The organism is Pseudomonas sp. PF05, assembly GCF_056521845.1.
This window is the reverse complement of sequence record NZ_JBWLPW010000009.1, coordinates 188,491-210,068: the sequence shown is the minus strand read 5'-3', so window position 1 is coordinate 210,068 and position 21,578 is coordinate 188,491. Positions and strand designations below refer to the sequence as shown.

The following is a 21,578-nucleotide window of genomic DNA, read 5'->3' as shown; positions in this document are numbered from 1 at the left end:
ACCCACATTGTGACACTTAGCACTAATCTATAAGTAGTACCGACATCTGCACTGTCTGAATCAGGTGCCCTATAAAGCAATCAAGGAGAACACCATGCTGATACTCACCCGCAAAGTCGGTGAAAGCATAAACATTGGTGACGACATCACGATCACCATTCTGGGCGTTAGCGGCCAACAGGTCCGGATCGGCATCAACGCCCCGAAAAACGTTGCGGTGCATCGCGAAGAAATTTACCAGCGTATTCAGGCGGGCCTCACTGCCCCCGACAAGCCGCAAACGCCCTGAGCCTTGCTGCAGTCCGTAGCCAGCCCGTTTGCATCGCCGCAATGGCTGGCTAAAGATTCTGGTCGACCGTGCCTCGCCCTGCCCCCCACCTTTGTTTCGTCCACTCCGTTGAACCGATACTAATGACATAGCGCTTAGCATGGCTGTCAGACGTTTCGTTTTGATGATGACGAAGCGGGCGTTCGCGACTGGTCAACCCAGGCTCACGCCACGCGCCATGCCCGTGGCGGCGACCATCATCAAGATCAGCAGCAAGGCTTCGATGTGGCTGATCCGTGCAAACCGGCCGGCTTTCGAAGGATCGATCGCAGCCCCCTTGCCCAGCGCCATCCGCCATTTGATCAGGCCGATCATTGGCGCGACCTCAAGCAACAGGATCAGCAGGAGCAAGGTCATCTTCAAGTGAAACAGCGGTTGGTGCAGGTAATAGTCCGTGCCTTTTTCGTACCCGCCAAACGCACGCATCCCACCGGTCACCAACAGCACCAGCGCCGACAGGCCCCACACGTTGTCAGCGATCAAGACACTGCGAACCGAGTCCGCACCACCCGCCAGGCGTCGTAGCGCCGTGCCGCGCGTCAGCACCGCCCAGAATCCGAGGGCGAACGCCAACAGATGAATTGCCGCCAGAGACCAATGAGCCAACATGGAAGAGTCCTGTCAGAGAACGTCGAATCGACCTGACAGTACTAGCTCATAAAACAATGATTGCCAGGGTTGGCATGCAAAAAAATGTGTGAGCGAGCTTGCTCGCGATGGCAATCTTTCAATCAACATCATTGTCGACTGATCCGACGCTATCGCGAGCAAGCTCGCTCCCACTGGGGTACGGCGAGCTTTAGAAGATCTTAGTCCGCCAGACGCCAGGTCGTGCCGCCCTTCCCATCTTCCAGCACCACGCCCATGGCGGTGAGCTGATCGCGGATCCGGTCGGATTCGGCCCAATCCTTGTTGGCGCGCGCAGCCAGGCGCGCCTGGATCAACGCCTCGACCTCGGCGGCGTCCACGCGACCTTCCGCACCGGCCTGCAGGAAGTCATCGGCTTCAAGCTGCAACACACCCAGCACGCTGGCCAGTTCTTTCAGGCGGGCCGCCAGGCCGGCTGCGGCATTGAGATCGCTCTCACGCAGGCGGTTGATCTCACGCACCATCTCGAACAGCACCGCGCACGCTTCCGGCGTGCCGAAGTCGTCGTTCATCACTTCGGTGAAACGTGCCACGAACGCTTCGCCACCGGCAGGCGGCACGCTCGGCAGGCCCTTCAACGCGTGATAGAAACGCTCCAGGGCACCCTTGGCGTCCTTGAGGTTGTCTTCCGAGTAGTTGATGGCGCTGCGGTAGTGGCTCGACACCAGCAGGTAACGCACGACTTCCGGGTGGTACTTGTCGAGCACGTCGCGGATGGTGAAGAAGTTGTTCAAGGACTTGGACATCTTCTCGCCATTGATCCGGATCATGCCGCAATGCATCCACGTGTTGGCGTAGGTCTTGCCGCTGGCCGCTTCGCTCTGGGCGATTTCGTTTTCGTGGTGCGGAAATTCCAGGTCGCTGCCGCCGCCATGAATGTCGAAAGTCTCGCCGAGGCAGCAGGTGGACATCACCGAGCACTCGATGTGCCAGCCCGGACGTCCGGCGCCCCATGGCGATGCCCAGCTCGGCTCACCCGGCTTGGCGCCCTTCCATAGCACGAAGTCCAGCGGGTCTTCTTTCGACTCGTCGACTTCGATACGCGCGCCGATGCGCAGGTCTTCGATCTTCTTGCGCGACAGCTTGCCGTAGCCCAGGAACTTGGCGACGCGGTAGTACACGTCGCCATTGCCCGGGGCGTAGGCGTAGCCCTTGTCGATCAAGGTCTGGATCATCGCCAGCATGCCCGGGATGTGGTCCGTGGCACGGGGTTCCAGGTCCGGCTTGAGGATATTGAGACGCGCCTCGTCCTCGTGCATGGCCTTGATCATGCGCTCGGTCAGCGCATCGTAAGGCTCGCCGTTTTCGCGGGCACGGTTGATGATCTTGTCTTCGATGTCGGTGATGTTGCGCACGTAGGTCAGGTCATAACCGCTGAATCGCAGCCAGCGAGTCACCAGGTCGAAAGCGACCATGCTGCGACCATGCCCAATGTGGCAGTAGTCGTATACGGTCATGCCGCAGACGTACATGCGGACCTTGTTGCCATCCAGCGGCTTGAAGACTTCTTTGCTCTTGGTGAGCGTGTTGTAGATCGTAAGCACAGGGTTTCCCTTAAGACTTGATCACTGACCCCAGGAATCGCGCAAGGTCACGGTACGGTTGAATACCGGAGCACCAGGTTTCGAGTCCTTGATATCCGCGCAGAAGTAACCTTCGCGCTCGAACTGGAAACGGTCTTCCGGCTGTGCGTTGCCCAGCGAAGGCTCGGCACGACAACCCGTGAGTACTTGCAGGGAGTCAGGGTTGATGTTGTCCAGGAAGCTGGCGCTGTCTTCGGCCTTTTCCGGGTTCGGCGAACGGAACAGGCGATCGTACAGGCGCACTTCGCATTCGACGCTGGCGGCGGCCGGCACCCAGTGGATCACGCCCTTGACCTTGCGACCTTCCGGGTTCTTGCCCAGGGTGTCGGGATCGTACGAGCAACGCAGCTCGACGATGTTGCCGTCGGCGTCCTTGATGGCCTCGTCGGCGCGGATCACGTAGCTGCCGCGCAGGCGCACTTCGCCAGCAGGCTCCAGGCGCTTGTAGCCTTTTGGCGGCTCTTCCATGAAGTCTTCACGATCGATGTAGATTTCCCGGGCGAACGGCAGGACGCGCACGCCCATGTCTTCTTTCGGGTGGCGCGCCAGTTCGAGGTTCTCGACCTGGCCTTCCGGGTAATTGGTGATCACGACTTTCAGCGGACGCAGCACGCACATGGCACGCGGAGCGCTGTGGTCGAGGTCGTCACGGATGCTGAATTCCAGCATGCCGAAGTCCACCACGCCGTCGGAACGGTTGGTGCCGACCATTTCGCAGAAGTTGCGGATCGACTTGGGCGTGTAGCCGCGACGACGGAAGCCCGACAGCGTCGACATGCGCGGGTCGTCCCAGCCGTTGACGTGCTTCTCGTCCACCAGTTGCTTGAGCTTGCGCTTGCTGGTGATGGTGTAGTTCAGGTTCAGGCGGCTGAATTCGTACTGGCGCGGATGGGCCGGCACGGGCAGGTGCTCGAGGAACCACTCGTACAACGGACGATGGCTTTCGAATTCCAGGGTGCAGATCGAATGAGTGATGCCTTCGATGGCGTCCGACTGGCCGTGGGTGAAGTCATAGTTGGGGTAGATGCACCATTTGTCGCCAGTCTGGTGGTGATGGGCGTGACGGATGCGGTACATGATCGGGTCGCGCAGGTTCATGTTCGGCGAGGTCATGTCGATCTTGGCGCGCAGCACCCGAGCGCCGTCCGGGAACTCGCCGGCGCGCATGCGGGCGAACAGGCCCAGGTTCTCTTCCACGCTGCGGTCACGGAATGGGCTGTTCTTGCCCGGCTCGGTCAGGCTGCCACGGTATTGCTTGGCCTGCTCTGGGGTCAGGTCGCACACGTAGGCGTTGCCGGCCTTGATCAGTTCCACTGCCCAGTCGTGCAACTGGTCGAAATATTGCGAGGCGTAGCGCACCTCACCGGACCATTGGAAACCCAGCCACTTGACGTCGCTTTCGATCGCGTCGATGTATTCCTGGTCTTCCTTGGCCGGGTTGGTGTCGTCGAAACGCAGGTGCGTGACGCCGCCGAACTCCTGGGCCAGGCCGAAATTCACGCAGATCGACTTGGCATGGCCGATGTGCAGGTAGCCGTTGGGCTCTGGCGGAAAGCGAGTGACGATCTGTGTGTGCTTACCCGAGTCCAGGTCCGCCTGGATGATCGGGCGCAGGAAGTTGACCGGCACGGCCGGGCCGGTCTTGGAATTCGAGGTAGGGTCGACAGTGGGCTTGCTCATAGGATCCTTGAACAGACAAGTGCGCGGCCGGGTGCGGCCTGATAAATCAAAGCCCGTATCATAGCCGATGCTGTCAAGCACCTGACAGGCCAGGCCGGCAAACGATTGAATTTAATCGACGGCCAGATGAAAAACAGCCTCGAAATTCGTGCCCGGCACGCTAAACTGCCCAGCCTGGCCGATTACAGCCAGACAGGTTGCGGGCAGTGAAGCCCCGAAACCCACGAATTCCTTGAAAGAGTACCGATCATGAGCAAAGTCAAACTGACCACCAATCACGGTGACATCGTTCTGGAACTAAACGCTGAGAAAGCGCCAATCACCGTTGCCAACTTTGAGGAATACGTCAAAGCCGGCCATTACACCAATACCGTTTTCCACCGTGTCATCGGCAACTTCATGATCCAGGGTGGCGGTTTCGAGCCAGGCATGAAGGAAAAGAAAGACAAGCGCCCAAGCATCCAGAACGAAGCCGACAACGGCCTGCCGAACGAAAAATACAGCGTCGCCATGGCCCGTACCATGGAACCGCATTCGGCCTCCGCACAGTTCTTCATCAACGTGGCGGACAACAGCTTCCTGAACCACAGCGGCAAGAGCACCCAGGGCTGGGGCTACGCCGTGTTCGGCAAAGTGGTTGAAGGCACCGACGTGGTCGACAAGATCAAAGGCGTTTCCACCACGTCCAAGGCCGGCCACCAGGACGTCCCGGCAGAAGACGTGATCATCGAGAAAGCCGAGATCGTTGAGTGATATTGCTGATTTCAGACTTGCATCTGGAAGAGGAGCGCCCGGACATCACCCGGGCGTTTCTGGATTTACTCGCCACACGCGCCCGCTCGGCGCAAGCGTTGTACATTCTGGGCGACTTTTTCGAAGCCTGGATCGGCGACGATGCCATGACGCCGTTCCAGCGTTCCATCTGCCAGGCCCTGCGCGAATTGAGCGACAGCGGCACGGCCATCTTCCTGATGCACGGCAATCGCGACTTCATGCTGGGGCAGGCCTTCTGCAAGGCGGCCGGCTGCACCCTGCTCAAGGACCCGAGTGTCGTGCAGTTCAACGGCGAGCCGGTGCTGCTGATGCACGGCGACAGCCTCTGCACCCGCGACGAAGGCTACATGAAGCTGCGGCGCTGGCTGCGCAACCCGGTCACGTTGTTCGTCCTGCGGCACCTGCCGCTGGGCAGTCGCCAGAAACTGGCGCGCAAACTGCGCAGCGAAAGCCGCACGCAGACACGCATGAAAGCCAATGACATCGTCGACGTCACGCCCGAAGAGATCCCGCGGATCATGCAGCAATACGGCGTGAAGACCTTGATCCACGGCCACACCCATCGTCCCGCCATCCACAAGCTGCAACTGGGCGAACACGCCGCCCGGCGCATCGTGCTGGGGGATTGGGACAAGCAAGGTTGGGCGTTGCAAGTGGACGAACAAGGGTTTGCGTTGGCGCCGTTCGGGTTTGGTAATGCGCAGTTGGCGTTGCCAAGCAACTGAAGCCGGTAGATCTCCTTTGTGGGCGCGAGCCTGTGGGAGCAAAGCTTGCTCGCGATAAACGATGACACGGTCTTGCAGTTGAACCATGTCGCCTGCATCGCGGGCAAGCCTTGCTCCCACAGGGGGATGTGTTGTTTCAATGACCGCTAGCGGCAGGCCCAGCCTTCGCCGCGAACGGCGGTTTCGCCAGCCACACCAGCACGATCAACCCCATGAACGCCCACCCCAGCAGCGTGAAGTAATCCACGGTGGAGAGCATGTACGCCTGGCTGTTGAGCACCTGCTCGAGCCGGGCATAGGCCGGGGCACTCGCGCCACCAAGCTGGTTGAGTGCCTCGCGGGTGGCCGGTTCGAAGGTGCTGATGCTTTCGCTCAGGTAGGCGTGATGCTGGTCGGCCCGGCGGATCCAGATCCAGGTGGTCAGGGACGCGGCAAAGCTGCCGCCCAAGGTCCGCAAGAACGTCGCCAGCCCCGCGCCGTCGGCAATCTGGTGCGGCGGCAAATCCGACATCAGGATGCTCAGGGTCGGCATGAAGAACAGCGCCACCCCAATGCCCATGAACAACTGCACCAGGGCGATGTGCTGGAAGTCCACCTCGTTGGTGAACCCGGCGCGCATGAAGCAGCTCAGGCCGATGGCCAGGAACGCCAGCCCGGCCAACACACGCAGGTCGAACCGGTGGGCGTACTTGCCGACGAAGGGTGACATCAGCACCGGCAGGATGCCGATGGGCGCCACCGCCAGCCCGGCCCAGGTGGCGGTGTAGCCCATCTGCGTCTGCAACCACTGCGGCAGGATCAGGTTGATGCCGAAGAACCCGGCGTAGCCCCCCACCAGCACAATGGTGCCGATGCGAAAGTTGCGATAGGCGAACAAGCGCAGATTGACCACCGGGTGGCGGTCAGTCATTTCCCAGATCACGAACACCGCCAGGGCAATGATCGAAATCAGCGCACCGATGATGATGAAGTTCGATTCGAACCAGTCCAGGTCGTTGCCTTTGTCGAGGATCACCTGGAGCGCGCCGACGCCGATGATCAGCGTGATCAATCCCACGTAATCCATCGGTTGATGGCTGGTGACCACCGGCCGCGCCTTGAGCTGCTGTTGCACTACGAGCGCGGCGAAGACGCCGATGGGCACGTTGATGAAGAAGATCCACGGCCAGCTGTAGCTGTCGGTGATCCAGCCGCCGAGGATCGGCCCGGCAATCGGCGCCACCACCGTGACCATCGCCAGCAACGCCAGGGCCATGCCGCGCCTGGCCGGCGGGTACACGGCTATCAGCAAGGTCTGGGTCATCGGGTACAACGGCCCGGCCACCAGCCCCTGGAGCACGCGAAAGCCAATCAGCTCCGGCATCGAGGTGGAAATACCGCACAAGAACGAAGCGATCACGAACAGCATCGTCGCCCACAAAAACAGCTTCACCTCGCCAAACCGCCGGCTCAGCCAGCCGGTGAGCGGCAGGGCGATGGCGTTGCTCACCGCGAACGAGGTGATCACCCAAGTGCCCTGCTCCGAGCTGACGCCCAGATTGCCGGAAATGGTCGGCAAGGCGACGTTGGCAATGGTGGTGTCGAGCACCTGCATGAACGTCGCCAGCGACAGCCCGATGGTGCTGAGCAACAGGCTGGGCGGCGTGAAAGACGCGTTATTGCTCATTGCGAAAATCCTATGAAGCGAAGGTGGCGAAATTCCATGGGACAAGACCCAACCCCTGTGGGAGCTGGGCTGTGTGGGAGCAAAGCTTGCTCGCGACACAAGCGATGCGGTCTTTCAGAAATCCAGTTGGCTGTTTCGCGAGCAAGCTTTGCTCCCACACCGCCGACAGCCTTGCTCCCACAGATTTCAGCGGTCGGCCTGCAATTGCGATCAGCGTTGCGCGGTCTTGCTGGCCACCGCGCTGTTGTCGTGGATCAGGCGGGCGATCATCGCGTCAGCATCGGCCAACTGTCGGTCATAGACCTGGGTGCTGAACGAGGCTTTTTGCGGTGGCTGCTGGGCCAGTACCGGGCCGCTCTGGTCGTGCAGGTCGACGTTGACCAGGGTCGACAGGCCGACCCGCAGCGGATGCTTGGCCAGTTCCTGGGCATTGATGTGAATGCGCACCGGCACCCGCTGGACGATCTTGATCCAGTTGCCGGTGGCGTTCTGCGCCGGCAGCAAGGCAAACGCACTGCCGGTCCCGGCCCCGAGGCTGTCAATGGTGCCGCTGTACTTCACATCGCTGCCGTACAGGTCGGCCTCGATGTCCACCGGCTGGCCGATGCGCATGTCGCGCAGTTGGGTTTCTTTGAAGTTGGCGTCGATCCACAGCTGATCCAGCGGGATCACCGCCATCAACGCCGTGCCCGGCTGCACCCGTTGGCCCAGTTGCACGGTGCGCTTGGCGACATAACCGGTGACCGGTGCGATCAAGGTGCTGCGGGCATGAGTCAGGAAGGCCTGGCGCAATTGCGCGGCGGCGGACTGTACGTCGGGATGGGATGACACCACGGTATCGTCCACCAACGCGCTGGTGGTCTTGAGCTGTTGCCGGGCATTGGCCAAGGCGTTCTGCGCCGAGGTCAGGTCATCCCGGGCGTGAGACAGTTCCTCCTTGGAAATCGCCCCGCCGGCCGCCAGGTTCTTGCGTCGGTTGTAGTTCTCCTGGGCCTTCTGCACTTCGGCCTCTTGCGCATTGACCTGCGCCCGCATGCCATCGACGTTGCTGTACAAGCCACGCACCTGGCGCACGGTCCGGGCCAGGTTGGCCTGGGCACTTTGCAGCCCGACTTCGGCGTCGTTCGGGTCGAACTGCACCAGCACCTGGCCCTCACGCACCAGGTCGCCGTCATCGGCCCCGATGCTCACCACGGTGCCGGTGACCAGCGGCGTGATTTCCACCACGTTGCCGTTCACATAGGCATCGTCGGTGCTTTCGCTCCAGCGACCATACAGTTCGTGCCAGGCCCAGACGCCCAGGCCCGAGAGAATGACCAGCAGCGCCAGCGTCAGCAGCATGACCTTGCGCTTGCGTGGGTTGCCGTCCTGCGTATGTTCGGATTGAGTCGTTTCGGCAGTCGCCATGACAAGTACCTCGAATCAGTTATTTGGCGTGGTAGCGGCCGGGGTGGCCGCCGCCAGGGTCTGGGCCTCGAAACCGCCGCCCAGGGCCTGCATCAGTTGGATCGACAAATCGATCTGCTCGGCATTCAGGTTCGCCAGTTGACGCTGGGCCTGGAGCAATTGCTGCTCGATGCTCAGCACGTCCAGGTAATTACCGATGCCCGAGCCGTAGCGCTGGACCACGGTGTCGTAGGAACTTTGTGCAATATCGGTGGCATGTTGCTGGGCGCCGATCTGGCGAGCGATGTCACGCAACTGGTTGATGGTGTCGCTGACATCCCCAAGGGCCGTGACCAGGCTCTTGTTGTATTGCGCCACCGCCAGGTCGTAATCGGCGTCCCGGGCATCCAGGTCCGCCCGCAAGCGGCCGCCATCGAAGATCGGCAGCGACACCGTCGGCCCCACATTGAAGAAGCGGCTGGCCGAACCGAACATCGCATCGCCCAGCAACGATCGGGTCCCGGCGGCTGCGCTCAAGTTGAGGTTGGGGTAGAAGTTGGTCTTGCCGGCCTCGATGTTCTTGCTCGCCGCCTCGACCCGCCAGCGCGCCGCGACCAGGTCCGGACGACGCCCCAGCAACTCGGCCGGCAGGTTCGACGGCAAGGCGACCGCGCTGGCTTGCAGCACGTTGGGCCGGGGGATTTCATTGCCGCGGTCCGGGCCTTTGCCCAACAACACCGCCAAGGCGATCTTGGCGCTTTGCAGGCGTTTCTCTGCGTCGATCAGGGTTGCATCGGCGCTGGCCTCCAGGCTTTCGGTCTGCTGGAACTGATATTCGCTGTCGATCCCGGCAGTAAGGCGGCGCTTGCCCAGGTCGAGCATCTGCCGGGTGCGCTTGAGGTCCTCGGAGGCCAGGTCATAAATGATGTGGGCCTGGCCCAGGTCGCTGTAGGCCCGGGCCACGTCGGCGGCCAGGGTCAGTTGCGCGGCCTGGCGATCGATCTCGGCGGCGCGGGCCTGGCCCAGGGCAGCTTCCCAGGCGGCACGCTGGCCACCCCAGAGGTCGAAGTTGTAATTGAAGTCCACACCCAAGGTGCGCAGGGTGCTGTACGCCCCGCCCTGCCCTAGCGGGTCCTCGTCACGGGACAGGCGCGAACGGCTCACGCCACCGCTGGCATCCAGCGTCGGCAGGCGCGCCGCGTTGGCGGCATAGGCGGCGGCACTGGCCTGATGCACCCGGGCGCTGGCGATCTGCATGTCCGGGCTATCGCGCAAGGCTTCACGGATCAGGCCATCGAGTTGCGGGTCGCCGAGGCTCTTCCACCAATCGCTCTTCGGCCACGCGGCCGGCGACAGCGTGACGCCGTTCAGGGATTGCCCGACCTTGAGGCTCTGGGCCTCCAGGCTGACGCCTTCGGTCTTCAGGCCGCTGTAGCTGGCACAACCCGCCAGGCTCATGGCCAAGACCACCAGGCTTAATCGGGTATGCAAGGTTTTACGCTTCATTTTTCCCCCATTCGCGACACGGTGATGGGGTCACCGGCGGCGAGCAGAATTTTCTTGAGGATCTGTTCGAGCGTTTGCAGCTCCTCGGGGCTGATGGCGCTGGCCAACTGGTTCATGGCCTCGGCGCCGATGAACGGCAGGCGATCGGCGAGGGCCTGGCCAGCTTCGGTGAGCACCAGGCGCACTTGCCGGCGGTCTTGGGCGGAGCGTTCACGGGCCAGGAAACCTTTCTGCTCCAGGCGATCGAGCATCCGCGTCATCGAGCCGCTGTCCAGGGACAGGTAACGACACAGCTCGGCCGGCGTCTCGATGCCGTACTGGGCCATGATGATCAACACCTTGAACTGCGCGGCGGTGATGCCGACGGGTTCCATGTGGGTGTCGATGATCCGGTCCTTGAGCAGCGCGGTACGGCCGAGCAGCATGCCGAGATGGCAATTGTGAAAGTTGTCTGGGGTGAAATGCTTCATCTGACCACCGTTTGCTGCCTAGGCAGTGAATGTATGTCGGGATATTACTGCTTAGGCAGCAAATGTCAAACAAATCGTTAGCTTGCTATTCACATAAAGTGTGTGGGAGCTGGTCCTGTGGGAGCAAGGCTTGCCCGCGATAGCATCACCTCGGTTCGACTGATAGACCGAGTTGCCTATATCGCGGGCAAGCCTTGCTCCCACAAAAGCTCAGCTCCCATAGGGTTTTGGGAAGGGGTTAGAAATCGCGCTTGTAGAAGATGTCCAACGAGCTGGCGACGCCGCTCGCGGCTTCGAGGTAGACCTTCTTGCTGAGTTTGTAGCGCAGGGCAATGGTGTTGGCCGGTTCGAACACGCCAACGCCGTAGCGCAGGCTGAGTTTCTCCGACAGGTTGCCGCTGGCGACCACGCTGGTTTCATTACCACTGCCCTGGGTGTCGAGCTGGAAATCCTCGATCCCCAGGTTATTGGCCAGGCTGGTGGTCACGCCCGAGCTGCCCATCAACCCCAGGCCCAACGCCGCCTGGGCGAGCATGTTGTTGTCCTCCCCGGTGGTGCTCAGTGGTCGGCCCAGCACCAGGTAGGACAACGCCTGCTCCTGGCTCATGGCCGGTTCCGAGAAGATCTGCGTGGTCGGTTGCTCGGCGCTGCCGCTCAAGCGGATGCCGGCGATCACGTCGTCGGTCTGGCGGATCGCTTCGATGTCCAGATAGGGCTGGTCAATGGGTCCGGCGAACAGCAGCCGCGCCCGTCGCACCGTCAGCCGTTGCCCGTAGGCCCGATAACGACCGTCGTTGAGCCAGAGTTCGCCGCGGGTGTCCATGTTGTCGCCGATGTGAACCTGGCCCCGCACGTTGGCCGTCAGGCCGAAACCCGAGAACGCGAGTTTGTCCTGGCCGACGATCACGTCGATGTCCATCGCCATGGCCAGCGGCGCCTTGCCCTCTTCGGTCTGGTGGCCGACGATCACCGTGTCATCCGAAACCTTGACGGTGGACGGTGGCAGTTCGCGGACGGTGATCTCGCCTTTGGGCACCAGGACCTTGCCGGCAATGGAAAGCCGCTCACCGTGCATCGTGATGTTCAGGTCCGGCGCCACGTCGAGCACCGCATAAGGCTCAACGGTGACCGGCAGTTGCGAGCCCTTGAGGGCCAGGTTCATGGACAAGGCATCGCCCCAACCGACGGTGCCACTCAGGCGGCCCTGCCCGTTTTTGCCACTTTTCCAGTCGCCGTCGAGCCGCACCGTCTCGCCGGCAATCATCGCCCGCACCTGCAAGGCTTCGAGGCTGACCGGCAGTTCCGGACCGGACACTTCGCCGTCGCTGAGCACCAGGTTGCCGTTGACCTGGGGCGCGAGCAAGCCACCGGACAAGGTCCCGCTGCCGTTCAGGTGACCGGTGAGGGTTTCCACCATCGGCACGAATGGCCGGGCCACGGACAGGTCCAGGCCAGTCAGGCGGAACGAACCGCTCAAGGGTTTGTTGGCCGGCAGCGGGTTGATCTGCGCCTGCAGCATCAGTTCGCCGAGCCTGGCGCCGACGAAGTTCAGGTCGGTGTCGATGCGCTTGGGGGTCAGGCGGCTGTTGAGCGTGAGGGTCTGGTAGGGGAAGTCCAGCCATTGTGCCTTATCGCCCTCCTTGTCCCGAATCCGTAAAGTACCGCCGCTGGCGTCCACCCGGATCCGGCCATTCGGACCGCTGGCCGGCAAGTCCAGTTGCAGGTCCGCGCTGAGTCGGCCCTGCCAGGCAAAATCCTTGGGCATCCACTGGGCCAGGCTTTCGATGGGAAATTGCTTGAGGTGGTAACGCAACTTCGGCTCCGGCATCAGCCGCTGGTCTTCACCGCACAGGCTGGCATCAAAGGAACGCCAGCAATGAGCATCGACATTGAGCGTGCCATCGGCCAGGCGCTCCAGTTTCGCCGGGGCTTGCAGGCGCCAGGCTTGACCGCCGACCTGCACGTTGCCACTGGCCAGGCGCCCGCGCCAATTGCCCTGGTCGAGCGTGCCATCGAGGGCCAGGGTCGTGTCGAGCTGCGGCCCTTGCAGATCCAGGTTGAGCTTCTGCCGTTTGATATCGCCCTGTCCGCTGACCGTCAACACGCCCAGTGACGTTTCGCCGACGCGGATGCCGCTGGCCTTGAGGTCGAGCTTGCCGCGCTGGGCGCTGTCGAGGGTCGCGTCCAGGTTCAGCCTTTGCAGGCGGTTGTCCTGGAAGGCCAGTTGCGTGCCTTGCAGGCCGAGCTTGCCTTGGGGGGCCTTGAGCGTGCCGGCCACGTCGACACGGCCGACGACTTGGCCGCGCAATTGCGGCCAGAGCTGAGCCAGGCGTGTGAGCTTGATGTCGATCTGGCCGGTCAGTTTCTGTTGCAGGCTGCCGCTGCCGTTGATGCGGTTGTCCCCCAGGCGAATATCCAGCGCGCTGAGGTTCCACTGCTCGCCAGCGCCGCTGGCCTTGGCCTGGAACACCGCTGGCTGGCCACGCAGCTTGCCCTTGAGGTCCAGGTCCGCGTCGAGATCGAGGCGATCATTTTTCATCGCCCCTTTGCTGCGCAACGGCCCGGCCAGGGTTCCGGGCAGTTCGCCAAGCCAGTACGCCGGGTTGATGGCCGACAGTTGCAATGCCGTGTCCCAGGCAATGCCGTCGGCAAATTGCAGGCTCAGGTGCCCTTCGGCCTTGCCCTGCCCCGCCGCGAGCTTGAGCTGTGGCAAATGGATTTGCGTCAGGTCGCCGCTGAACGGGCTGCCCAGGCTGAAGGCCCCGGCGGGTCCGTCCAGCGCCGCCTGGAAGTTGCCCAGGTATTGGCCATCGGTGTAAGAGACTTCGCCGTCGAAGCTGCGCAGCGTCACCTGTGGCTCGTCGATCAGCGGATAGAGGCGATGCCAGGGGAAATCCAGCCAGGCGACTTTCGCCTCGGCGCGCAGGCCTTCGCGCCAGTCCACTTGGCCGCTGAGTTTCAGGCTTTGCTGAGCGCCGGCATCCAGATCCAGGCCGGCGATCCGTGCGCCATTGGCGTCCACCGTACCTTGCAGCAACAACGCCACCGGCCCTTTTTCGGCGGGCAGCGTCGCCTTGCCGAGCAGTTGATAGCCGTTCTTCAGATCGCCTTCGCCGGTCAATTCCAGTTGATTGAGCAACAACGTGTCCGGCAGATCGGCACTGGCCTTGAAGCCGTCGGCGCTGATGCGCACCTTGGCGGGCAGGTTGTCCGCCAGCGGTTGCAGCTCACCGCTCAACTGGCCTTGCAGGTAGCCGCTGCTGTCGGCCTTGAGGTTGAGGGTCTTGAGCAGGTTGCCGTCGACTTTCAGGTCCAAGGCCCAGGGCGTGGCGCCCGGCGCCGGTAAGGTCAACCGGCCTTCGGCGTTCAACGGCCAGTCGCCGCCCGGCTTGAGCAGGCCGGAGAGTTTCAGGCTCAGCTCATCGCGCTGCAATTGCACCGAATCGATCTGCATGCCCTCGGCGGTCCAATGGGCAACCAATTGCAGGCCCTTGAGCTGCTCACTGCCGTTGAACGACAGGCTGCCGACCTGCACATCGCCCAGTTCGATGACGAGCGGCAAGTTCAGGTCCGGCAAGCTGATCGGGCCGCTGCTCGGTTCATCGGCAGAGGCTGGCAACTGCAAGGCGACCTGGTCGGCCTTGAGCTGTTCGATGCACAGGGTCATGCGTGCCAGGCACAGCGGCGACCAGGCGAATATCAGCCGATCCACTTCCACCCGACTGGCGTCCTGCTGCCACAGCACATGATCGGCGCTCCACTGCCCGCCCAGCCGGCCCTGGAAATTCTCCACGGTCAGCCCCGGCACCAGGCCGAGGGCCCAACGGCTTCCGAATGCCGTGCCCAGCACAACGCTCAAGGCCAGCACGACCGCCACCAGCACCCCGGCGAGCGCCAGCAGCGTTATCTTAAAACCACGCGTCACAGCTCAGGCCCCATGGAAAAGTGCAATCGAATGCCGCCGTCGTCGTCCATCGCATGGGCCAGGTCGAGACGGATCGGGCCCACCGGCGAGACCCAGCGCACGCCGACACCCACGCCGGTCTTGAGGCTCGGCAATTCAAGGTTGTTAAAGGAGTTGCCCTGGTCGACGAACGTCGCCACCCGCCATTTTTCCGCGATCGAATATTGATACTCGAGGCTGCCCGCTACCATATAGCGACCACCGATACGGTCGCCCTCGGCGTTTTCCGGCGACAGGCTCTGGTAGTCGTAACCCCGCACGCTCTGGTCGCCACCGGCGAAAAAGCGCAGGGACGGCGGGATGGATTTGTAGCCATTGGTGGCGCTGCCGCCGATCTGCGCCCGCGCCAGCAAGCGATGCTTGGCGAACACCGTGGTCAGGCCCTTGACCATGGCGGTGCCGTATAAAAGGTTGTTGTCCGAGCCCAGCCCTTCCTTGGCGACCTTGGTGTCGAACTGCAAGCGGTAGCCGTTGTGCGGATCGATACGGTTGTCGCTGCGCAGGTAGGAATAACTCACGCCCGGCATCAGCAGCGTGCTCAAGCCCGCATCGTCGCCGAGGCGGTACTCCTCGCGCTGCCATTTGAGCGACACCACCCGCTGCCAGCCGCTGGGCAACTTGCTGTGCCATTCCGGCCCTACGGTGAGCAGTTTGCTGAGGCTGTCGGTGCCGGCCAGTTCTTCATATTGATAACCGCCGGCGTAACGCAGCTTGTCGGTCAACGGCGGGTCCAATGGCACGTCGTACCACAGGCCGACGTTCTGCCGGGGCGCCGACACTTCCGCTTCCCAGCCATAGCTATGGCCTTGGGGGTTGACCCAGTGGCGCGTCCAGTTGGCTTTGGCCCTGGGCCCGACGTCGGTGGAAAACCCCAGGCCCAGGCCCATGGTGCGCGGCTTGCGCGTGTCGAGCTTGACCGCCACCGGGATCACGTTGTCGGTGGCGGCGGTGGGCGCGGCATCCACGCGCACGCCTTCGAAATAACCGCTCGATTGCAGGGCCTGGTTGAGCTGCGCAATGAGTTCGGAGTCGTACGCCGTGCCGGCCTTGAACGGCACCATGCGTTGCAGCAGCTCTTCGTCGAACGGGGTGTCGCCCTCAAAACTCACCGGGCCCAAGGCATAGCGCGGGCCGCTGTCGTAGATCAGCTCGATGTCGGCGATGCCCGCCTGGGGGTCCACCAAGAGTTTCTGCCGGGTGAAGCGCCCGCTGAAAAAACCATAGCGCGAGGCCTGGTTCTGGATGATTCGCTTGGCGTCTTCGTAGCGGCCATGGTTGAGCACCGCGCCAGGCTTGAGGGCGGCGTTGCTGGGTACGCGAAAGGCTTTGAGCGATGCCGCCGGGCCGTCGATGCGCACGGTGACGTTGCGCAAATGCACAGGCTCGCCGGGGTCGATGGTCAGCACCAGGCGTGGGTCGTTGCCACCCTTGACCTCACTGTCGATCTGCGGCTGGTAGTAGCCCAGCGCCTGGGCGGCCTTGCGCGCCTGCTCCTCGGCGCCACGGCTGAAGCGCAGCAAGGCCTCCTCGTCACGATCACCCACGCCGCCGATGTAACCTTCTACGTTGGCCTTGAGTTCATCGTTGGACGGCTTGACCCGTACTTCCAATTCACTGTTTGCCAGCGCTGCGCAACTGAGGGACAGCAGGAGCGCGCCACTGGTGATTCTTCCTGAGAGGTTCATGGCGCGGATGCTATCACGAGCGTAGGTGCTTGATAGAGCCGGACATTTCGCAAAAGTTCGTCCGATTATGCCGTTGCGCTTTGCAGAACCTGCGGGTTGGCGTGGAAGAACACATGCTCGCGGATCGGTCCTACCGCAACTTCACCGATTTCCTCGTAACCCTGGCGTTTATAAAACTCAAGGTAACGCGGGTTGCCCGTGTCCAGCACCACGCCTTGGGAATGCTCGTCCACCGCACACCAGTTATGCACCGCCTCGAGCAACTGTTCGCCGAAGTGCTTGCCCTGGAACTGTGGGTGCACGCCCAGCAGCGGCAATACATGGACCGCATCCGACGGCAGGCAGGCCAGCACCGCCGCGTGGTACTCCAGGTAGCGCCGGGTGCAGCGAAAACCGGTGCTCAAGACCATGCGCAGGCGCCAGGCCCAGCTTTCGGTGATGCCCAGGCGCCGCTGCGGCGGGGCGATCAGGGCGATGCCGATCAGGCGGTCGTTGACCAGCAAGCCGATGGCCGGCAAATCCTGGAGAAAATGCTGCTTGACCAGCTCACGCACCGTGGCCCGTACCCGCTGTTCATAACCGGGACGCTCGGACTCGAATAGGTAGCTGAAGGTCGGCTCATGGCGATAGGCCTGGTACAGCAACGAACGGGCTTCACGGGAATAACCACTGTCGAGCATATGGATGTCGGCGATGGCGGTGGCGGTTTCAGGCATGACGTTGGTTCTCCTTGGAGCGAGGTTTGGTAATGAGCCCTGTAGGAGCTGCCGAGTGCAACGAGGCTGCGATCTTTCCACGGTCGCTTGAATCCCAAGCGAAAGATCAGAAGATCGCAGGCTTCGCCAGCGCCTACAAAGCCGAACGGGAAAATCCCCTCGCCACAGGACATTAGCAGTGCATTTGTCCTACTGCCACGCTGGCTCCCTTCCCACATGTCAGCTAGCATCGCAGTTTTGCCAGGACAGCCGACCATGAAGATCGTCTCCTTCAACATCAACGGGCTGCGCGCCCGCCCCCATCAGTTGGCGGCGCTGATCGAGAAGCACCAGCCGGACGTGATCGGGCTGCAGGAAACCAAAGTCCACGACGAACAATTTCCCCTGGCCGAGGTGCAGGCCCTGGGCTACCACGTGCATTACCACGGGCAAAAGGGCCATTACGGCGTCGCCCTGCTCTCGCGCCAGGCACCGCTAAGCCTGTACAAAGGCTTCGAGGGCGACGACGAGGACGCCCAGCGGCGCTTCATCTGGGGCACCTTCGCCGATGCCAACGGCGTGCCGGTGACCATCATGAACGGTTATTTCCCACAAGGTGAAAGCCGCGACCACCCAACCAAATTCCCGGCCAAGGAACGTTTCTACAGCGATTTGCAGCAACTGCTGGAAAGCCGCTTCAGCAACGATCAGCCGGTGGTGGTGATGGGTGACGTGAACATTTCCCCGGAAGACTGCGACATCGGCATCGGCCCGGACAACATGAAGCGCTGGCTGAAAACCGGCAAATGCAGCTTCCTGCCGGAAGAACGCGAATGGATGGCCCGCCTGAAGAACTGGGGCCTGGTGGACAGCTTCCGTCACCTGAACCCGGACGTCACCGACCGCTTCAGCTGGTTCGACTACCGCAGCCGTGGTTTCGAGGATGAACCCAAGCGCGGCCTGCGCATCGACCTGATCCTCACCTCCCATGGCCTGCTGCCACGGGTCAAGGACGCGGGCGTGGACTACGAACTGCGGGGCATGGAAAAACCATCGGACCATGCGCCGATCTGGTTGCAGTTGGGCTGAGCGCGTCACACCAAACCCCTGTGGGAGCAAAGCTTGCTCGCGATGAACGATGACACGATCTTGCAGTTGAACCGTGCCGCCTGCATCGCGAGCAAGCTTTGCTCCCACAGAAACTTTCTGATTCTGCGACCCCCATCGCCCTGCCGCGCCTGACAAGTCGCAACCCTGTCACCTTTCAGTAACCTGACTGACTTAATCTTCCGGCACTTCCTCGGGTTCAGAAGGTACCGGCATGCGGCTGCGCGTTGTCTTTTTCATCGGCCTCTGGCTGCCGTTCATGGCATCGGCCGGCAATTTGCCCATTCCCGAACAGGGCCCGGCCCTGCGCCTTCAAGGCTCCAATACCATAGGGGCAGCGCTCGGCCCGGCGCTGGTCAAAGGGCTGATGGAAAACCAGGGGCTGCTCAAAGTGAGCGCCGAAATCACCGGCAGGGACAATGAGCAGCGCATCGTCGGCCAGACCGCCGATGGCCGACGGGTGGAAGTGGACATTGCCGCCCACGGCTCCAGCACCGGTTTCGCCGCCCTCAAGCAGGGCAACGCCGACCTGGCTGCCTCTTCGCGACCGATCAAGGACAGCGAGCTGAACGAACTGTCGTCCCTGGGCGATCTGAAAACTCCCACTGCCGAGCAGGTCATCGCCATTGATGGCCTGGCGATTATTCTTCATCCGCAGAACCCGTTGCGTCAGCTCGATACCGTACAACTGGCGCGAATTTTCAGCGGCGAGGCGAAAACCTGGGAAGCCGTCGGCAGTGTCGGCGGACCGATTCATCTGTATGCCCGGGATGAACAGTCCGGCACCTACGATACCTTCAAGGAACTGGTCCTTGGCCGACAGGGCAGACGGCTGGATCCTTCAGCAGTGCGCTTCGAATCCAGCGAACAGTTGTCCGACGCTGTCAGCCAGGACCCGCAGGGCATCGGTTTCATCGGTTTGCCCTACGTGCGCCAGGCCAAGGCACTGGCGATTGTCGACGGTGATTCGCAACCCATGTTGCCGTTGAACAACCTGATCGCCACCGAGGACTACCCCTTGTCCCGGCGCCTGTTCCTTTATTTGCCACCCCAGGCAACCAACCTGTGGGCCGAGGCACTGGTGGCGTTCACCCAAAGCGAGCAGGGCCAGGCCATCGTCGCGGCCAACGGGTTCATCGCCCAGACCGTCCAGGCCATGGCCGTCACGCCGAATGCACTGATGCCCGAGGGTTACCAGGCCCTGAGCCGCCACGCCCAACGCTTGAGCGTGAACTTCCGCTTCGAAGAAGGCAGCGCCAGCCTGGACAACAAGGCCCACCAGGACCTGGGCCGCGTGCTCGACTATATAAAGCAGCACGGCAAAACCGACCGGCGCGTGACATTGGTGGGTTTTGGCGACGCCAAGGACGATCCGGCGCGGGCCGACCTGCTCTCCAAACTGCGGGCCATGGCGGTGCGGCGCGAACTGGTCAAATACGGCGTGGCACTGCGCGAAGTGCGAGGGTTCGGCGCATTGATGCCGGTGGCGGCCAATAGTGAGGATGAAGGACGGGTCAGGAATCGGCGGGTGGAGGTTTGGGTTTACTGAACCCGCCAAGCGGCGCAACACAAATCCCTGTGGGAGCAAAGCTTGCTCGCGATGTAGGCACCTCGGTACCCCAGGAGACCGCGTCATCTTCATCGCGGGCAAGCCTTGCTCCCACAGCGGGGCGGTGCGACGTTTCGCTAAATTCCCTCGCCACAAAAGCTCAGCGTTTATCGCATTGGTTTCGGCGTAGGACCAAACTCCGTCGTCTTGCGCCATTGCCTACAACTACGCCAGAATCCGCCGGCTTGTGCACCTTGAGGCCAGGGCTTTATCGTTTCCGGGTCGCTGACGAATCAGCGATCGGGTTTGGTAGCCCGGGTAAAACTAAGGCGCACAGCTCCGGCATATTTTTTATGGCGGCTGTGCGCGGGGCGCCCTTGTGGCGCGCTGGGTTTGCCTTGGTACCCGGTCTACCAACCTGCGTATAGCCGCCACCCAATGTTTGGTAGCAAAAGGTTGCGGCTCCAATTACCAAGGAGTTTCATCCATGTTCAAGCCAACACCCAACCCGCCGGACACCGAGCCAGCCAACTCAAAAGCGTTCGACAAAACCGCCGACCGCATCCTCGACCACTACCTCAAGCCCAAACCCAGCAAACCCGAGGCTGATACAGGCCAACTGTTCACGGTCGCCTATGGCGTAGACACCGAAACCCTGCTCGCCAACCTCAGCGAAAACCTGGCCTCGGCCAACGCCATGCTCAACGACCTGGCCTTCGACCTGGAAGGCTCAAGACGCCACATTGTCCTGGGCATCCACCAATTGATCGAATTGAGTGGACAGCTGGCAAACCGAGCGCTGGACAATGTCGAAGCCCGCCCGTCGACATAGCGCATTCCTTGTGGCGAGGGAGCTTGCTCCCGCTGGGTCTGTAGGAGCTGTGTAGGAGCTGTCGAGTGCAACGAGGCTGCGATCTTCCCCCAAACACTTGAGTCTCAAGCGAAAGATCAAAAGATCGCAGCCTCGCTCCGCTCGACAGCTCCTACAGCACCGAGCGGGAGCAAGCTCCCTCGCCACAAGAGCCTGCGTATCCTTAAAGAACGGGCAGCGCGTTACCGCCCCCCCCCCAACTCCATGATCATCCGCGACAACAGATAAATCCTTGGCACCACACTCTCGACTTCGGCGTATTCCTCAGGGGTGTGGATGTTGCCGCCAACAATGCCAAAGCCATCCAACGTCGGCGTACCAACCCCGGCCGACAGGCTGGCATCCGCCGCTCCACCGCTGCCTTCTTCAGTCAGTTTGCGCCCCAGTTCGCCATAGATGCCTTGGGCCATGGCCATCAACCGGTCCGACTCTGCCGTCTGCGGCATCGGTGGCAAGCCGCGCTTGAGGCTGGTGGTGACTTCGGTGTCGGCGATCAACTTGTCCTGCGACACCCGGGCCAGGTCTTTTTCGATGCGGTCGAATTCTTCCGGCACCGCCGCCCGCACATCGGCCTTGGCGCTTGCCTGGTCGGGGATCACGTTGGTCCGGTCGCCGGCCATGATCACCGTGAAGTTGATGGTGGTTTTCTTTTCCGCGTCGCCGAGCTTGCCCAGTTGCAGAATCTGGTGCGCCGCGTCCATCGCCGCATTGCGCCCCAGTTCCGGCGCGACACCGGCGTGGGACGCCTTGCCCTTGACCTCCACCAGCGCCGTAGCGCTGCCCTTGCGCCACACCACCAAACCATCGGCCGGGCGACCCGGTTCAAGGTTGAGGGTCACGTCATGGGCCTTGGCAGACATTCTGGATAAATCCACAGTAAATCAGCGCTTTCTAGTGGACTTCATTGAAAATCCTGGCACGTCTAATTGGATACATTCATT

General features: G+C 62.1%; 16 protein-coding genes and 1 pseudogene. 6 read left to right on the top strand and 11 right to left on the bottom strand.

The features are described from left to right. The first annotated feature begins 94 nt into the window (after positions 1-94). Positions 95-289, top strand: coding sequence for a carbon storage regulator CsrA (csrA, locus tag AC09SL_RS17100; RefSeq protein ID WP_003179932.1), 195 nt, complete (start codon positions 95-97; stop codon positions 287-289). A gap of 192 nt (positions 290-481) precedes the next feature. Here the strand turns inward: csrA and AC09SL_RS17095 are convergent, their stop codons facing one another. The 3 genes from AC09SL_RS17095 to AC09SL_RS17085 form a co-directional block, all read right to left on the bottom strand. Then, positions 482-937, bottom strand: coding sequence for a DUF2214 family protein (locus AC09SL_RS17095; protein ID WP_058546833.1), 456 nt, complete (start codon positions 935-937; stop codon positions 482-484). A 200-nt stretch (positions 938-1,137) separates the two neighbouring features. Next, positions 1,138-2,520, bottom strand: coding sequence for a cysteine--tRNA ligase (gene cysS / locus AC09SL_RS17090; protein WP_058546834.1), 1,383 nt, complete (start codon positions 2,518-2,520; stop codon positions 1,138-1,140). 21 nt (positions 2,521-2,541) lie between these two features. Continuing rightward, entirely contained in the window at positions 2,542-4,239 is a 1,698-nt protein-coding gene (locus AC09SL_RS17085; RefSeq protein ID WP_058546835.1) for a glutamine--tRNA ligase/YqeY domain fusion protein, read from the bottom strand. A 249-nt stretch (positions 4,240-4,488) separates the two neighbouring features. Between AC09SL_RS17085 and AC09SL_RS17080 the strand changes: the two genes are divergently transcribed. Continuing rightward, on the top strand, positions 4,489-4,992 hold the full coding sequence (locus AC09SL_RS17080) for a peptidylprolyl isomerase (RefSeq protein ID WP_058546836.1): 504 nt from the start codon (positions 4,489-4,491) through the stop codon (positions 4,990-4,992). Continuing rightward, the gene (lpxH, locus tag AC09SL_RS17075) at positions 4,989-5,738 is read left to right on the top strand and encodes a UDP-2,3-diacylglucosamine diphosphatase (RefSeq protein WP_058546837.1); all 750 of its coding nucleotides are present in this window, start codon (positions 4,989-4,991) and stop codon (positions 5,736-5,738) included. Before AC09SL_RS17080 ends, lpxH begins: the two co-directional genes overlap by 4 nt. A 136-nt stretch (positions 5,739-5,874) precedes the next feature. On the opposite strand, the gene AC09SL_RS17070 is transcribed toward lpxH, so the two are convergent. The 7 genes from AC09SL_RS17070 to AC09SL_RS17040 all read right to left on the bottom strand — a co-directional run bounded on the left by AC09SL_RS17070 (position 5,875) and on the right by AC09SL_RS17040 (position 17,131). Continuing rightward, positions 5,875-7,404: a DHA2 family efflux MFS transporter permease subunit gene (locus AC09SL_RS17070; RefSeq protein WP_058546838.1), complete on the bottom strand. Its 1,530-nt coding sequence runs from the start codon at positions 7,402-7,404 to the stop codon at positions 5,875-5,877. 210 nt (positions 7,405-7,614) lie between these two features. Continuing rightward, positions 7,615-8,811: an HlyD/EmrA/EmrK family protein gene (locus AC09SL_RS17065; RefSeq protein ID WP_058546839.1), complete on the bottom strand. Its 1,197-nt coding sequence runs from the start codon at positions 8,809-8,811 to the stop codon at positions 7,615-7,617. Between the two features lie 15 nt (positions 8,812-8,826). Next, positions 8,827-10,296, bottom strand: a complete 1,470-nt coding sequence (locus AC09SL_RS17060; protein WP_064107004.1) for an efflux transporter outer membrane subunit — start codon at positions 10,294-10,296, stop codon at positions 8,827-8,829. After that, entirely contained in the window at positions 10,293-10,766 is a 474-nt protein-coding gene (locus tag AC09SL_RS17055) for a MarR family winged helix-turn-helix transcriptional regulator (protein WP_058546840.1), read from the bottom strand. The genes AC09SL_RS17060 and AC09SL_RS17055 overlap by 4 nt, the downstream gene beginning before the upstream one ends. A 238-nt stretch (positions 10,767-11,004) precedes the next feature. Then, positions 11,005-14,691, bottom strand: coding sequence for a translocation/assembly module TamB domain-containing protein (locus AC09SL_RS17050; RefSeq protein ID WP_058546841.1), 3,687 nt, complete (start codon positions 14,689-14,691; stop codon positions 11,005-11,007). After that, on the bottom strand, positions 14,688-16,415 hold the full coding sequence (locus AC09SL_RS17045) for an autotransporter assembly complex protein TamA (protein WP_058546842.1): 1,728 nt from the start codon (positions 16,413-16,415) through the stop codon (positions 14,688-14,690). Before AC09SL_RS17045 ends, AC09SL_RS17050 begins: the two co-directional genes overlap by 4 nt. 65 nt (positions 16,416-16,480) lie before the next feature. Further along, positions 16,481-17,131 (bottom strand): GNAT family N-acetyltransferase, encoded by a 651-nt coding sequence (locus tag AC09SL_RS17040; RefSeq protein WP_003203682.1) that lies wholly within the window; start codon positions 17,129-17,131, stop codon positions 16,481-16,483. 255 nt (positions 17,132-17,386) lie between these two features. Here AC09SL_RS17040 and xthA point away from each other — a divergent pair, with 255 nt between their 5' ends. From xthA to AC09SL_RS17025, 3 genes are all read left to right on the top strand, one after another. Further along, the gene (gene xthA / locus AC09SL_RS17035) at positions 17,387-18,199 is read left to right on the top strand and encodes an exodeoxyribonuclease III (RefSeq protein ID WP_064107003.1); all 813 of its coding nucleotides are present in this window, start codon (positions 17,387-17,389) and stop codon (positions 18,197-18,199) included. A gap of 232 nt (positions 18,200-18,431) precedes the next feature. Further along, positions 18,432-19,766, top strand: coding sequence for a substrate-binding domain-containing protein (locus AC09SL_RS17030; protein ID WP_058542953.1), 1,335 nt, complete (start codon positions 18,432-18,434; stop codon positions 19,764-19,766). Between the two features lie 487 nt (positions 19,767-20,253). Further along, the gene (locus AC09SL_RS17025) at positions 20,254-20,598 is read left to right on the top strand and encodes a DUF6124 family protein (protein WP_058542954.1); all 345 of its coding nucleotides are present in this window, start codon (positions 20,254-20,256) and stop codon (positions 20,596-20,598) included. Between the two features lie 221 nt (positions 20,599-20,819). Here the strand turns inward: AC09SL_RS17025 and AC09SL_RS17020 are convergent. After that, a pseudogene (locus AC09SL_RS17020) lies at positions 20,820-21,509 on the bottom strand (M20/M25/M40 family metallo-hydrolase); the annotation flags it as partial. Positions 21,510-21,578 lie beyond the last annotated feature (69 nt).